This is a genomic window from Streptomyces sp. NPDC026672, from assembly GCF_040638185.1.
GTDB lineage: Bacteria > Actinomycetota > Actinomycetes > Streptomycetales > Streptomycetaceae > Streptomyces.
Genome location: NZ_JBEZXS010000005.1, coordinates 285,751 through 299,773 on the forward strand (window position 1 = coordinate 285,751; position 14,023 = coordinate 299,773).

The following is a 14,023-nucleotide window of genomic DNA, read 5'->3' on the forward strand; positions in this document are numbered from 1 at the left end:
ACACCCCCCGCCCACGACACGACAGGTGTCGGCCAACCGTTGGCGGGAGGTCGACATGGACCGGTAGTGTTCGGCATTGCCGAACAAGGGCAGCGCTGCGTCACCCATCGACGCGCGAAGAGGACGGAGGCAGTGGGGCGATGGCACGGAACATCCAGTCGCTCGAGCGGGCGGCCGCGATGCTGCGGCTGCTGGCGGGGGGCGAGCGACGGCTCGGCCTCTCGGACATCGCCTCGTCGCTGGGCCTCGCCAAGGGCACCGCGCACGGCATCCTGCGCACCCTCCAGCAGGAGGGCTTCGTGGAGCAGGACGACGCCTCCGGGCGCTACCAGCTGGGCGCCGAGCTGCTGCGCCTGGGCACGACGTACCTGGACGTGCACGAACTGCGGGCGCGGGCCCTGGTGTGGACGGACGACCTGGCCCGCTCCAGCGGGGAGAGCGTGTACCTGGGGGTGCTGCACCAGCAGGGGGTGCTGATCGTGCACCACGTGTTCCGCCCCGACGACAGCCGGCAGGTGCTGGAGATCGGGGCGATGCAGCCGCTGCACTCCACGGCGCTGGGCAAGGTGCTGTCGGCGTACGACCCGGTGGCGCACAGCGAGGCGCTGGAGGCGCAGCGCAAGAGCTTCACGGAGCGCACGGTGTGCGACCTGGAGGGGTTCGAGGGCGTCCTGGACCTCACGCGCGCGCGGGGGTACGCGGCGGACGTCGAGGAGACCTGGGAGGGCGTGGCGTCCATCGCGGCCCCGATCCACGACCGGCGGCGGATGCCGGTGGGGGCGGTCGGCGTCGCGGGCGCGGTGGAACGGCTGTGCCGGGACGGGGAGTTGCGTCCCGAGCTGATCGCGGCCGTGCGGGACTGCGCCCGTTCGGTGTCGCGGGACCTGGGCGCCCAGCGGTTCTGAGGGGCCCGCCCCACCGGTCACCGAGGTGATCACCGAGGCCGGTTCGCCTGTCGGCGTTCCGGCCTCGGTCGTACCCTGAGGTGGACAAAGCGGTGCAAAGTTCGACATCACCGGCCTGCGTACCACTGCGCCGCGCCGTGTTCGGATGTGCGAGGACCGATGGCCCTGGGCAATCAATAACGATCGGGGTTTCGAGAACCGAACCCTTGACGCACCTATGACGCCGGAGCAAGACTCCCGTCCAACGGTCGGCATTGTCGAACACCTAACGGCATTACGCGCTAGAGTGTGACAAGGCCAGGACCGGGACAGCTCTCACCCCCCGAGGGCGCCAGAACACCCGGAGGGACCCGGGTTTCGGTTTCCCTGGACGAAGGACAAAGGAGTCGCGGGTGTCCAGCTCCGACATCTTCATCGGCGAGACCATCGGTACCGCCGTACTCATCCTGCTCGGCGGTGGCGTCTGCGCCGCCGTGACCCTGAAGGCATCCAAGGCCCGCGGTGCCGGCTGGCTCGCCATCGCCTTCGGATGGGGTTTCGCCGTACTGACGGCCGTCTACACCTCCGCGCCCCTGTCCGGCGCGCACCTCAACCCGGCCGTGACCCTCGCGCTCGCCATCAAGGACGGCGACTGGAGCCACGTCCCGGTCTACTGGGCCGGCCAGCTGCTCGGCGCCATGATCGGCGCCGCCCTCGTCTGGGTGGCCTACTACGGCCAGTTCCACGCGCACCTCACCGACCGCGAGATCGTCGGCGGTCCGGGCGCCCAGGCCACCGCGGTCAAGGCCGTCGAGGCCGAGGAGAAGGGCGCGGGCCCGGTCCTGGGGATCTTCTCCACCGGCCCGGAGATCCGCAACGCCGTGCAGAACCTGGCCACGGAGGTCATCGGCACCGTCGTCCTGGTGCTCGCCGTCCTCACCCAGGGCCTCAACGGCGACGGCAACGGCCTCGGCACCCTGGGCGCCCTGATCACCGCCCTCGTCGTGGTCGCCATCGGCCTCTCCCTCGGCGGTCCCACCGGCTACGCGATCAACCCGGCCCGCGACCTCGGTCCGCGCATCGTGCACGCCCTGCTCCCCCTGCCCAACAAGGGCGGCTCCGACTGGAGCTACGCCTGGATCCCGGTGGTCGGTCCGCTGATCGGCGGCGCCGTCGCTGCGGGCATCTACAACGTCGCTTTTGCTTAGAGGGACCTCTGCCCAGAGATCTCCGACCCGAGCACCGAGCCTCCGGCACGCGCCGTACGTACCGCCCAAGAACACGGAACCCCAGGAGCACACAGTGACCGACGCCCACACGGCCGGCCCGTTCATCGCCGCCATCGACCAGGGCACGACCTCCAGCCGCTGCATCGTCTTCGACCGGGACGGCCGCATCGTCTCCGTCGACCAGAAGGAGCACGAGCAGATCTTCCCCAAGCCGGGCTGGGTCGAGCACGACGCCAACGAGATCTGGACCAACGTCCAGGAGGTCGTCGCCGGAGCCGTCGAGAAGGCGGGCATCACCCGCGACGACATCAAGGCGATCGGCATCACCAACCAGCGCGAGACCACCGTCCTGTGGGACAGGAACACCGGTGAACCCGTCCACCACGCCATCGTCTGGCAGGACACCCGCACCGACGCGCTGTGCAAGGAGCTCGGGCGCAACGTCGGCCAGGACCGCTTCCGCCGCGAGACCGGCCTGCCGCTGGCCTCCTACTTCGCCGGCCCCAAGGCCCGCTGGCTGCTCGACAACGTCGAGGGCCTGAAGGAGCGCGCCGAGGCGGGCGACATCCTCTTCGGCACCATGGACAGCTGGGTCATCTGGAACCTGACCGGCGGCGTGGACGGCGGCCGGCACGTCACCGACGTCACCAACGCCTCCCGCACCCTCCTGATGAACCTGCACACCATGCAGTGGGACCCGAAGATCGCCGAGTCCATCGGCGTCCCGCTCACGATGCTGCCGGAGATCCGCTCCTCCGCGGAGGTCTACGGCGAGATCACCGGCGGACGCCTCGGCGAGCTGCTCGGCGGCATCCCGGTCGCCTCCGCGCTCGGCGACCAGCAGGCGGCCCTGTTCGGCCAGACCTGCTTCTCCGAGGGCGAGACCAAGTCGACGTACGGCACCGGCACGTTCATGGTCATGAACACCGGCAGCAAGATCATCAACTCCTACGCCGGTCTGCTCACCACGGTCGGCTACAAGATCGGCGAGCAGCCCACGGTTTACGCCCTGGAGGGCTCGATCGCCGTCACCGGCTCGCTGGTGCAGTGGATGCGGGACCAGATGGGCCTGATCTCGACCGCCGCCGAGATCGAGACGCTCGCCCTGTCCGTCGAGGACAACGGCGGCGCCTACTTCGTACCGGCCTTCTCCGGCCTGTTCGCCCCGCACTGGCGCTCCGACGCCCGCGGTGTGATCGCCGGCCTGACCCGGTACGTCACCAAGGCCCACCTCGCCCGCGCCGTCCTGGAGGCCACCGCCTGGCAGACCCGGGAGATCGCCGACGCCATGGTCAAGGACTCCGGCGACGAACTGGTCACCCTCAAGGTCGACGGCGGCATGACCGCCAACAACCTGCTGATGCAGACCCTCTCGGACGTCCTCGACGCCCCCGTGGTGCGGCCGATGGTCGCCGAGACCACCTGCCTCGGCGCCGCCTACGCCGCCGGTCTCGCCGTCGGCTTCTGGACCAACACCGACGACCTGCGCGCCAACTGGCGCCGGGCCGCCGAGTGGACCCCCCGCATGGACGCGGAGACCCGCGACCGTGAATACAAGAACTGGCTCAAGGCCGTCGAGCGGACCATGGGCTGGATCGAGCACGAGGAGTAGACACCCCACATGACCAGTCAGCCCGCCCTGCAGTCCGTGCCTGCCCTGGGGACGCACCCGGCCTCCGGTTCCAACCCGAGCCGCGCCGAGACCCGGGAGCAGCTCTCCAAGGCGTCGTACGACCTCCTCGTCATCGGCGGCGGCATCCTGGGCATCTCCACCGCCTGGCACGCCGCGCAGTCCGGTCTCAGGGTGGCTCTGGTCGACGCCGGCGACTTCGCCGGCGCCACCTCCTCGGCCTCCTCCAAGCTCCTCCACGGCGGTCTGCGCTACCTCCAGACCGGCGCGGTGAAGCTGGTGGCGGAGAACCACTTCGAGCGCCGTGCGGTCTCCCGCCAGGTGGCCCCCCACCTGGCGAACCCGCTCACCTTCTACCTCCCCGTGTACAAGGGCGGGCCGCACGGCGCGGCGAAGCTCGGGGCGGGCGTCTTCGCCTACTCCGCGCTGTCCGCGTTCGGCGACGGCGTGGGCCACCTGCTCTCCCCCGCCAAGGCGGCGCAGGACGTGCCGGAGCTGCGCACCGACAACCTCAGGGCCGTGGCCGTGTACGGCGACGACCAGATGAACGACGCGCGCATGGCGCTGATGACGGTCCGCGCGGCCGTCGAGGCGGGCACGGTCGTCCTCAACCACGCCGAGGTCACCGGGCTGCGCTTCACCCGGGGCCGGGTGACCGGGGCGGAACTGCGCGACCGGCTGTCCGGCGACGAGTTCGGGGTGGACGCCCGGCTCGTGCTGAACGCGACCGGCCCGTGGGTGGACCACCTGCGCCGCATGGAGGACCGGCACGCGGCGCCGTCGATCCGGCTGTCGAAGGGCGCGCACCTGGTCCTCAGGCGCACGGCACCCTGGAAGGCCGCGCTCGCGACGCCGATCGACAAGTACCGCATCACCTTCGCGCTGCCCTGGGAGGACATGCTCCTGCTGGGCACGACCGACGAGTCGTACGAGGGCGACCCGGCCGACGTCGCGGTCACCGAGAAGGACACCGCGCAGATACTCGACGAGGCCGCGTTCTCGATCCGCGACCAGCAGCTCGACCGCGACCTGATCACCTACTCCTTCGCCGGGCTGCGGGTGCTGCCGGGCGGTCCCGGCGACACCGCCAAGGCCCGGCGCGAGACGGTGGTGACCGAGGGCGCGGGCGGGATGCTGTCCGTCGCGGGCGGCAAGTGGACCACCTTCCGGCACATCGGCCGCACGGTCATGAAGAAGCTGGAGTCGCTGCCGGGCCGGCCGCTGGGCGAGGACTTCGAACCCATCGGCTCGCTGCCGAAGAAGCTGCCGCTGCCCGGGGTCGCCAACCCGCGCGCGGTGGCCCACCGCCTCCTGGTGGACGGTCCGGCGCCGGGTCCGCGCATGGCCGCCGACACCGCCCGGCACCTGGCCACCCACTACGGTTCGCTGGCCTTCGACGTCGCCCGGCTGGCCAACGAGAACCCGGAGCTGGCCGCGCGGATCCACCCGGACGCCCCGGAGATCTGGGCGCAGGTCGTGTGGGCGCGGGACAACGAGTGGGCGCAGACGGCGGACGACGTGCTGCGCCGCCGTACGACGCTGACGATCCGGGGCCTCGCCACCGACGAGGTCCGGGCGGGCGTCCAGGACCTGTTGGACAGGAGGCCGTGACGCGGTAGCGCCGGCCCCACGGGCCGGGCCACGAGGGGCGGTTCCACACCGGTGGAGCCGCCCCTCCTCGTTGTCCCGACCGCCCCGGCCGTCCCAACTGTCCCTGATTTCCTGTCATGTCGAAGAGTTAACGGTCCATTAGGACACGTGCGGTACGAAAAGCAGATCCGAACCGGCACCTTCATTGTCATGAACCTGCGATCCGAGATCCGGATCGCGGTCGTCATGGAGGTGTGGGATGCGTCGAAGACTCGCCACCGGCCTCGCGGCCACGACCCTCGCCCTTGTCACGGTCACCGCCACCGCAACCGCCGCCACCGCGGCGCCCGCCGACAAGCCCCAGGTGCTGGCCGGCTGGACCCAGACCAGCGCGTCCAGCTACAACGCGTGGGCCGCCGCCCGCGCCAACCAGGCCGCGTGGAGCGCCTACGCGTTCGACTGGTCCACCGACTACTGCTCCTCCTCGCCCGACAACCCCTTCGGCTTCCCCTTCGCCACGTCCTGCGCGCGGCACGACTTCGGCTACCGCAACTACAAGGCCGCCGGCACGTTCAGCGCCAACAAGGCCCGCCTCGACAGCGCCCTGTACGAGGACCTCAAGCGCGTGTGCGTCGCCTACAACGGCGCGACGAAAACCGCCTGCGACGGCACGGCCTGGACCTACTACCAGGCCGTGAAGGCGTTCGGCGGCTGACACCTCGTCATCTCGCCCGGGGCCGGGCGCGGTCGACCGCCGCGGCCGGTTCCGGGAGCCCGCGCCGTCCGGCGGGCGACCGACCGGGCGGACCCGTGTGCCGTACCCCCATAATGTGCTGAGACATCGGATGTCTCAGCACCCAGGGAGGTACCGCCATGGCAGTGACCGACGAGGCGATCGAGAAGATCAAGGACATGATCGTCTCCGGTGCGCTGCACCCCGGAGACCGGCTGCCCAAGGAGAGCGAGCTGGCGGCCGAGCTGGGCCTGTCCCGCAACTCGCTGCGCGAGGCCGTGCGCGCGCTGTCGCTGATCCGCATCCTGGACGTGCGCCAGGGCGACGGCACGTACGTCACCAGCCTGGACCCGCAGCTGCTCCTGGAGGCCATGAGCTTCGTCGTCGACTTCCACCGCGACGACACGGTCCTGGAGTTCCTCGCCGTGCGCCGCATCCTGGAGCCGGCCGCCACCGCCATGGCCGTCTCCCGGATCAGCGACGAGCAGCTCGACGCGCTCGCCGCCCAGCTGGACATGCTCGGCACCGCGCCCTCGGTGGAGGAACTGGTCGCCGGCGACCTGGAGTTCCACCGCGGCATCGTGCAGACCTCCGGGAACTCGGTGCTGTGCTCCCTGCTCGACGGGCTGTCCGGGCCGACCACCCGGGCCCGGATCTGGCGCGGTCTGACCCAGGAGGACGCGGTCGCCCGCACCCTGCGCGAGCACCGGGCGATCCTGGCCGCGCTGCGCGACCGGGACGCCGAGGCGGCGCGCTCCTGGGCGACCGTGCACATCGCCAGCGTGGAGCAGTGGCTGCGGTCCACCCTCTGAGTCCGGCCGAATCCGGCCGTGTGCCTCCGGGAGCGCTCGCCGTACGCGCCGGGGCCCTGGGGGTGTCCCGGGGCGGCGGAAGGGGCAGTGATCCGTTCACTCCCCCGTGCAAGGGGGCTGCGGGCGCCCTTGCCGGACGCCGTAAGGTTGGGACGTACGCGAGGGCACGTCGGAAGGAGGCACTGGGTGATCGAGCTCGAGGGGGTTCCCGAGCTGATCGACCCGGTCATGGTGGCCGCGTTCGAGGGCTGGAACGATGCCGGCGACGCCGCCTCGACCGCGGTCGCGCATCTGGAGAAGGAGTGGAAGGGCGAGGTGTTCGCGGCGCTGGACGCCGAGGACTACTACGACTTCCAGGTCAACCGCCCCACGGTGTTCATGGACGGCGGCGTGCGCAGGATCACGTGGCCGACGACCCGGTTGTCGGTCGTGCGGGTCGGCGGCGACAAGCCGCGCGACCTGGTGCTGGTGCGCGGCATCGAACCGTCCATGCGCTGGCGCTCGTTCTGCAACGAGCTGCTGGGCTTCGCCCACGAGCTGGGCGTGGAGATGGTGGTCGTCCTGGGCGCCCTGCTGGGCGACACCCCGCACACGCGTCCCGTGCCGGTGAGCGGGGTCACCTCCGATCCGGACCTGGCGCAGCGGATGGACCTGGAGGAGACCAAGTACGAGGGCCCGACGGGCATCGTCGGCGTCCTCCAGGAGGCGTGCACGCACGCGGGCGTCCCCGCGGTGTCGCTGTGGGCCGCGGTGCCGCACTACGTGTCGCAGCCGCCCAACCCGAAGGCGACGCTGGCGCTGCTGAACCGGCTGGAGGACCTGCTCGACCTGCGCATCCCGCTGGGCGAGCTGCCCGAGGACGCGCGGGCGTGGCAGGTGGGCGTGGACCAGCTGGCCGCGGAGGACAGCGAGGTCGCCGAGTACGTGCAGACGCTGGAGGAGGCCCGGGACACCGCGGAGCTGCCGGAGGCGTCGGGCGAGGCCATCGCACGGGAGTTCGAGCGCTATCTGCGGCGCCGGGACGTGAGCCCGCCGGGCGGCCACGCAACGGCGGACGGCGGGGAGGGCACGGCGTCGTCCTCGTACCTGCGGGACAACCCCGGTGGCCGGGGCCGTCCGCCCAGGCCGCCGAAGCCGGGCGGCACCGGGGAGGGCGGGACCCAGGGCGGTTCGCGGGGTCCGGGGCCGGCCGGGAACGACGACGAGGACACGTCCGAGGACTGACCCGGCGCTGGCCGAGGGCTGTCCACGAGGACTGGACAAGGACTGCACGAAGGGGCGGTACGCGGCTCGCGTACCGCCCCTTCGCCGTCAGGCCCGGACGGCGGTCACGGTGTAGGTGGTCTGCGGTGTCGGGGTCGTGGTGAACCGCGCGTTGGGCAGGTAGAGCCGGCCCCGGTGGGCGGCCACGGTGGTCGGCACGTCGAAGCCCGGGTCGGTGATCCGGCGCTCGAAGGTCCCGCGGCGGCCGTCGGGGGCGAGCCGGAAGACGTCGACGGCGTTCTGCCGGTTCTGCACCACGTACAGGGTGCGCCCGGTGACCAGCAGCCCGTCCCCGTTGGTGAGCGGCGCGGCGTCGCCCAGGTCGACGATCCGGGTGGTGCCGGTGCGCGGGTCGACGCGGTGCAGCAGTCCGGCGCCGGCCTGCACCACGAGGAGGGCCGAGCCGTCCGGGGTGCGGGCGATGCCGTTGGCGTTGAGGGCGCCGTCGGCGCTCTGGCGCCAGTCGCCGCCGAGCGGCAGCCGTACGACGTCCTCCCGGTCGGGCAGCGTGCCGGCGCGGCCCAGCGGAAGGCCGTACAGGACGGGCTGGTTGGACTCGGTGAACCAGGCGGCGCGCGGGGTCACCACCACGTCGTTGACGAAGGTGGGGGTGGTGGTGGCGAGGGTGTACGAGGCGAGGGTCTCACCGCTGCGGACGTCCACGACCCGGGCGCCGAAGGCCTGTCCGGCGACGAACAGCCGTCCTCGGCCGTCGAGTTCGAGGCCGACGGCGGGGGTGCCCGGCCCCTCGGAGACGATGTGTCCCGCTCCGGTGCGCAGGTCGGCGCGGTAGACGGAGCCGTCGGCGAGCGAGCCGACGTAGGCATGGGGGCCGGCGCCCATCGCGATGCCCTCGGGGCGCCAACCGTCCGGCAGGGCGAGGGTGGTGGGCCAGGACGCGGCGTCGGCGCGGGGGGCGAGCGCGGCGGCGCCGGCCGTCGCCGCGCCGAGGGTGAGTAACCGGCGCCGGCTCAGGGAGCGGGCGGAGGAACGGTGAGGGGCCACGGGGCGACCTTCCTTGTGGGGACCGGGAGTTGACCGGTCGGGCGGTCGTACGGACGTGCCCACCTCATCACAGGGGGGCGCCGCCGTCCCACCCCCGCGCAGTCTCTCGACAGCACCTCGACGGACGGGAGCGTCCCGGCAGGCGGGCCGCACGACGGCGAGGGGCCGCGCCTCCGTCGGGAGGTGCGGCCCCTCGGCCGTGCGGGGGCGCCCGGGCGCTTACAGGGCGACGCCGAGCAGGGCGTCGACGGCGCGGGAGACGACGCCGGGGGCGCCGGTGTCCGTGCCGCCCTCGGTCTCCTGGAGCGCCGCCCAGCGGTCCACCGCGGCCAGCGCGGCGGGCGCGTCCAGGTCGTTGGCCAGGGCCTCGCGGATCTCCTCGACCAGGGCGTCGGCGGAGGGTCCGTCGGGCCGGGAGACGGCGGCCCGCCAGCGGCCGAGCCGGGCCACCGCGTCGGCGAGCACCTGGTCGGTCCACTCCCAGTCGGTGCGGTAGTGGTGGGCGTGGAGGGCGAGCCGTACGGCGGCCGGGTCCACGCCGTCGCGGCGCAGCCGGGAGACGAAGACGAGGTTGCCCTTCGACTTGGACATCTTCTCGCCGTCGAGGGCGACCATGCCGGCGTGCACGTACGCCTTGGCCATGGGGAACTCGCCGGTGAGCACCTGGGCGTGCGAGGCGCCCATCTCGTGGTGCGGGAAGGCGAGGTCGGAGCCGCCGCCCTGGACGTCGAAGCCCATGCCGAGGTGGTCCAGGGCGATGGCGACGCACTCGATGTGCCAGCCGGGGCGGCCGGGGCCGAGCGAGCCGCCGTCCCAGCTGGGTTCGCCCTCGCGGGCGGCCATCCAGAGCATGGGGTCGAGCGGGTTCTTCTTGCCCGCGCGGTCCGGGTCGCCGCCGCGCTCGGCGGACAGCAGCCGCATGGCGGCGGCGTCGAGGCCGGAGACCTGGCCGAAGTGCGGGTCGGACTCCACCGAGAAGTAGGTGTCGCCCTCCAGTTCGTAGGCCGCGCCGAGTTCCCGCAGCCGCTCGACGAGCGGGACGATGCCGGGTATGGCCTCGACGGCGCCGATGTAGTGGCGGGGCGGGAGCAGGCGCAGCGCGGTCATGTCCTCGCGGAAGAGGGCGGTCTCCCGCTCGGCGAGGCCGACCCAGTCGACGCCGTCGCGCTCCGCGCGCTCCAGGAGCGGATCGTCGACGTCGGTGACGTTCTGGACGTAGTGGACCTGCCGCTTGGTGTCGAGCCACACGCGCTGAACGAGGTCGAACGCGTTGTAGGTCGCCGCGTGACCCATGTGGGTCGCGTCGTACGGCGTGATGCCGCAGACGTAGATACGGGCGACGGGACCGGGCTGGAGTGTGACCAGATCACCGGTCGCGGTGTCGTGGATCCTCAGGTCGCGGCCCTGACCGGGCAGGGCGGGGACCTCGGAAGCGGGCCAGGCATGCATGTACATGAGCGTAACCGGCCACAACTCGCGTATACGAACCGGACCGGCACGGACGACCGGAAACGCGATCTTGCGCCGCGGGCCGCCGCGTGCACCCCCGGGACCGCGCGGTCGGCGCGCGCGTCCCGGGGGCCCGCCGGAGCGTCACACGGGGGGCCAGGGGATGGCCGGCCATTCGCCGCTGGGCTCGGGATGTCTGCCCGAGGCGAGGAGGGCGTCCACGCGGGCGCGGGTGGCCTCCAGTTCGGGGGCGGTGATCAGGGCGGCGAGCCGGGTGCCCAGCGGGCCGCCGTCGGCCAGGCCGTCCTTGAGGCCCTTGAGGACGCCGACGGCCTCGGGGGTGAGGGGTTCGCCCGCCCAGCCCCACAGCAGGGTGCGCAGCTTGTTCTCGACGTTGAAGGTGACGCCGTGGTCGATGCCGTAGAGGCGGCCGTCGGCCGTGGGCAGCAGGTGGCCGCCCTTGCGGTCCGCGTTGTTGACGACGGCGTCGAGGACGGCGAGCCGGCGCAGCCGTTCGTCGTCGGCGTGCACGAGCAGCGCCGTGCGGTCCTCCTCGACCTCGGCGAACCCGATCGCCTTCCAGCCGGGGCCGGGCTCCTCCCCGTCGACGAGGGCGAGGAGTTCGGTGTCGGGGGCGACGTCGATCCACAGCTGGCACATGCCCTCGCCGTAGGGGCCCTCGCGCAGCACGGTGGGCGGCACGAGCCCCCAGCCGGTGGCCTCGGAGACCTCGTACGCGGCGACCTCGCGCTCGGCGAGCGTGCCGTCGGGGAAGTCCCACAGGGGCCGCTCCCCGGCGACGGGCTTGTACACGCAGGACGCCTCGCGCCCCTCGTGGGAGACCGTGCAGAACAGCGCCGCGTTGGACGCGTCACGAATGCGGCCGCGCACCGTCAGCTCGCCGCGGGCGAGCAGGTCGGCGGAGCCGGGGCCGGACGTCACGCTCCCCGGCGGTATCCGTTCTGGCGCGGACATACGTGTCCTTCCGGGTCGAGCGGCAGGCTGCACAGCGGGCACGGCGGCCTTCCGGCGTTGACGACGTCGAGCGCGCGCTTGGCGAAGGCCCTGGCCTGCGCGCCGGTGAGCCGGACCCGCAGCATCGGGGGTCCGTTCTCCTCGTCCTGGAGGAGCCGTTCCTCGGCCTCCGCGAGGTCCTCCTCGGACTCGGCGTCCAGTTCCACGAGCGCCTGGGCCTCGACGATCATGCGCTGTTCCTCGCCGTCCCAGGCCAGCGCCATGGTGCCGACGCGGAACTCCTCCTCGACGGGGGTGTCGAGGGGGGCGGTGTCGGAGACCTCGTTGGGGGCCACGGCGGGCACGGGGGCGCTGCCGCCGCTACGGCGTACGACCTCGTCGAGGAGCTCGTCCATGCGCTCGGCGAGTGCGGCGACCTGGGTCTTCTCCAGGGCCACGCTGGTCACCCGGGGGCCGGCGGACGCCTGGAGGAAGAACGTACGGCGTCCGGGCAGCCCGACCGTGCCCGCCACGAAGCGGTCCGGCGGGTCGTAGAGGAACACCTGACGGGACACGTCCTGTCTCCATAAAAATCGTGTGTGCGTGAAGGTCCATGCGTGAACGCGATGGTGTGAATCGCTTCACCCTACTGCGGGTGACGATCACGGTGCGCCCGCACCGCCCCCGACCGGTGCGTCTTCCCCGTGCGGTTCCTCACGCGGGGCAAGGGAGGCGAAATCCCCGGTGTCGCCGAGGCGAACGAGGTACGGCCGCAGCCGTGTGTAGCGGATGGCGGTGACGGAGCAGGGGTCGACGGAGATCCGCTGGAACAGGTCGAGGTGCAGACCGAGGGCCTCGGCGACCAGGGACTTGATGATGTCGCCGTGGGAGCACATGAGGTAGACGGCGTCGGCGCCGTGGTCGCGCTCCACGCGCGCGTTCCACTCCCGCACGGCCTCGGCCGCGCGGGTCTGCATGGCGCGCATGGACTCCCCGCCCGGGAAGGCGGCGGCCGACGGGTGGGACTGGACGACCTCCATCAGCGGTTCGTCCTGGAGTTCGGCGAGCTTGCGGCCGGACCAGTCGCCGTAGTGGCACTCGCCGATCCGGTCGTCGGTGTGGACGCGCAGTCCGGGGCGTGAGTCGAGCAGCGGCTGGACGGTCTCCCGGCAGCGCTGGAGGGGGCTGGTGACGACTTCGGCCAGGGGCAGCTTCGCGAGCCGTCCGGGCAGGCCGGCGGCCTGGGCGGTACCGCGTTCGTCGAGGGCGACGCCCGGGGTCCAGCCGGCGAGCAGGCCCGCGGTGTTGGCGGTGGATCGTCCGTGCCTTACGAGGATCAGCGTGGGCATGCCGCCCAGGGTAGGCGTACACCGCGCGCGGGTCCGTACCGGTCCTGGCGCGGCCCGGGTGGCATGACCGGGCGAGCGGCGGGAAGATGCCGTGGATGATCGTCGACTGCGCCATCTACCGGAACGGGGAGCGCGCGGAGGAGCCCGAGGATCTCTCCGACGCGCTCGCGCAGGCGCGTGCGCACGGGAACAGCTTCCTGTGGATCGGCCTGTACGAGCCGACGGAGCGGGAGTTCGACCTGGTCACCGAGGAGTTCGGACTGCATCCGCTCGCCGTGGAGGACGCCCTCAAGGCCCATCAGCGGCCCAAGCTGGAGGTGTACGACGACTCGCTGTTCATGGTCCTGAAGCCGGTGACGTACGAGCCGGAGAGCGACCGGGTCGGGGCGGGTGAGCTGATGGTCTTCCTCGGCGACTCCTTCGTGGTGACCGTGCGGCACGGCGAGGGCCAGCCGCTGGGCGCGCTCAGACGCCGGATGGAGGAGCAGCACGAGATGCTGCGGCACGGTCCCACGGGGGTGCTGTACTCGATCACGGACGCGGTGGTGGACCACTATCTGGAGGTGGCCACGGAGCTGGGCACGGACCTGGAGGAGCTGGAGGCGGAGGTCTTCTCGCCGGGCGGGGGCGGTTCGCGCCACACGGCGTCGCGGATCTACACCTTCAAGCGGCAGGTGCTGGAGTTCCGCCGGGCGACGGTGCCGCTCGCGCTGCCGATGACCAGGCTCGCGGGGTTCGGTCCGCACCCGACGCCGGTGCCGTTCGTGAAGGACAAGGCCCGCCCGTTCTTCCGGGACGTCAACGACCACCTCACCCGGGTGAACGAGTCGGTGGAGGGCCTGGACCGGCTGGTGTCGGACGTCCTGTCGGCGCACCTGGCGCAGATGAGCGTGCGGCAGAACGACGACATGCGGAAGATCTCGGCGTGGGCGGCCATGGCCGCGGTGCCCACGATGATCGCGGGGATCTACGGCATGAACTTCGACCACATGCCCGAGCTGCACTGGCTGTGGTCGTATCCGGCGGTGATCGCGGTGATGGCGGCGCTGGAGGTGCTGCTGTACCGCCTGTTCAAGCAGCGGGGCTGGCTGTGAGGACCGGCGTCGGCCGGGACGGGGGAAGTCG

The 14,023-nt window shown here is 72.2% G+C and carries 13 protein-coding genes; 8 read left to right on the forward strand and 5 right to left on the reverse strand.

The features are described from left to right. The first annotated feature begins 140 nt into the window (after positions 1–140). The 7 genes from AB0F77_RS08060 to AB0F77_RS08090 all read left to right on the forward strand — a co-directional run bounded on the left by AB0F77_RS08060 (position 141) and on the right by AB0F77_RS08090 (position 8,102). Entirely contained in the window at positions 141–905 is a 765-nt protein-coding gene (locus AB0F77_RS08060; RefSeq protein WP_361943292.1) for an IclR family transcriptional regulator, read from the forward strand. Positions 906–1,297: 392 nt separating this feature from the next. After that, on the forward strand, positions 1,298–2,092 hold the full coding sequence (locus tag AB0F77_RS08065; protein WP_361943295.1) for an MIP/aquaporin family protein: 795 nt from the start codon (positions 1,298–1,300) through the stop codon (positions 2,090–2,092). A 94-nt stretch (positions 2,093–2,186) separates the two neighbouring features. Beyond that, positions 2,187–3,725, forward strand: a complete 1,539-nt coding sequence (glpK, locus tag AB0F77_RS08070) for a glycerol kinase GlpK (protein WP_361943297.1) — start codon at positions 2,187–2,189, stop codon at positions 3,723–3,725. Between the two features lie 9 nt (positions 3,726–3,734). After that, positions 3,735–5,354, forward strand: a complete 1,620-nt coding sequence (locus AB0F77_RS08075; protein ID WP_361943300.1) for a glycerol-3-phosphate dehydrogenase/oxidase — start codon at positions 3,735–3,737, stop codon at positions 5,352–5,354. Between the two features lie 238 nt (positions 5,355–5,592). Next, entirely contained in the window at positions 5,593–6,048 is a 456-nt protein-coding gene (locus AB0F77_RS08080) for a phospholipase (protein ID WP_361943303.1), read from the forward strand. 158 nt (positions 6,049–6,206) lie between these two features. Further along, positions 6,207–6,878 (forward strand): FadR/GntR family transcriptional regulator, encoded by a 672-nt coding sequence (locus AB0F77_RS08085; protein ID WP_361943306.1) that lies wholly within the window; start codon positions 6,207–6,209, stop codon positions 6,876–6,878. Positions 6,879–7,064: 186 nt separating this feature from the next. After that, on the forward strand, positions 7,065–8,102 hold the full coding sequence (locus tag AB0F77_RS08090; protein ID WP_361943309.1) for a PAC2 family protein: 1,038 nt from the start codon (positions 7,065–7,067) through the stop codon (positions 8,100–8,102). Between the two features lie 87 nt (positions 8,103–8,189). Here AB0F77_RS08090 and AB0F77_RS08095 read toward each other — a convergent pair whose 3' ends face one another. The 5 genes from AB0F77_RS08095 to AB0F77_RS08115 all read right to left on the reverse strand — a co-directional run bounded on the left by AB0F77_RS08095 (position 8,190) and on the right by AB0F77_RS08115 (position 12,898). Beyond that, positions 8,190–9,146: a superoxide dismutase gene (locus AB0F77_RS08095; RefSeq protein ID WP_361943312.1), complete on the reverse strand. Its 957-nt coding sequence runs from the start codon at positions 9,144–9,146 to the stop codon at positions 8,190–8,192. 219 nt (positions 9,147–9,365) lie between these two features. Continuing rightward, positions 9,366–10,595, reverse strand: a complete 1,230-nt coding sequence (gene mshC, locus AB0F77_RS08100; RefSeq protein ID WP_361943315.1) for a cysteine--1-D-myo-inosityl 2-amino-2-deoxy-alpha-D-glucopyranoside ligase — start codon at positions 10,593–10,595, stop codon at positions 9,366–9,368. 144 nt (positions 10,596–10,739) lie between these two features. Next, positions 10,740–11,570: an SCO1664 family protein gene (locus tag AB0F77_RS08105; RefSeq protein WP_361943318.1), complete on the reverse strand. Its 831-nt coding sequence runs from the start codon at positions 11,568–11,570 to the stop codon at positions 10,740–10,742. Then, positions 11,534–12,124, reverse strand: coding sequence for a DUF3090 domain-containing protein (locus AB0F77_RS08110; RefSeq protein WP_361943321.1), 591 nt, complete (start codon positions 12,122–12,124; stop codon positions 11,534–11,536). The genes AB0F77_RS08105 and AB0F77_RS08110 overlap by 37 nt, the downstream gene beginning before the upstream one ends. Positions 12,125–12,211: 87 nt before the next feature. Beyond that, a complete protein-coding gene (locus tag AB0F77_RS08115; RefSeq protein WP_361943324.1) occupies positions 12,212–12,898 on the reverse strand; it encodes a histidine phosphatase family protein in 687 nt (228 codons plus the stop codon). Positions 12,899–12,993: 95 nt separating this feature from the next. Between AB0F77_RS08115 and corA the strand changes: the two genes are divergently transcribed. Beyond that, positions 12,994–13,992 carry a magnesium/cobalt transporter CorA gene (corA, locus tag AB0F77_RS08120; protein WP_361943327.1) on the forward strand — a complete coding sequence of 333 codons (999 nt, stop codon included), beginning with the start codon at positions 12,994–12,996 and terminating at the stop codon, positions 13,990–13,992. Positions 13,993–14,023: the final 31 nt, after the last annotated feature.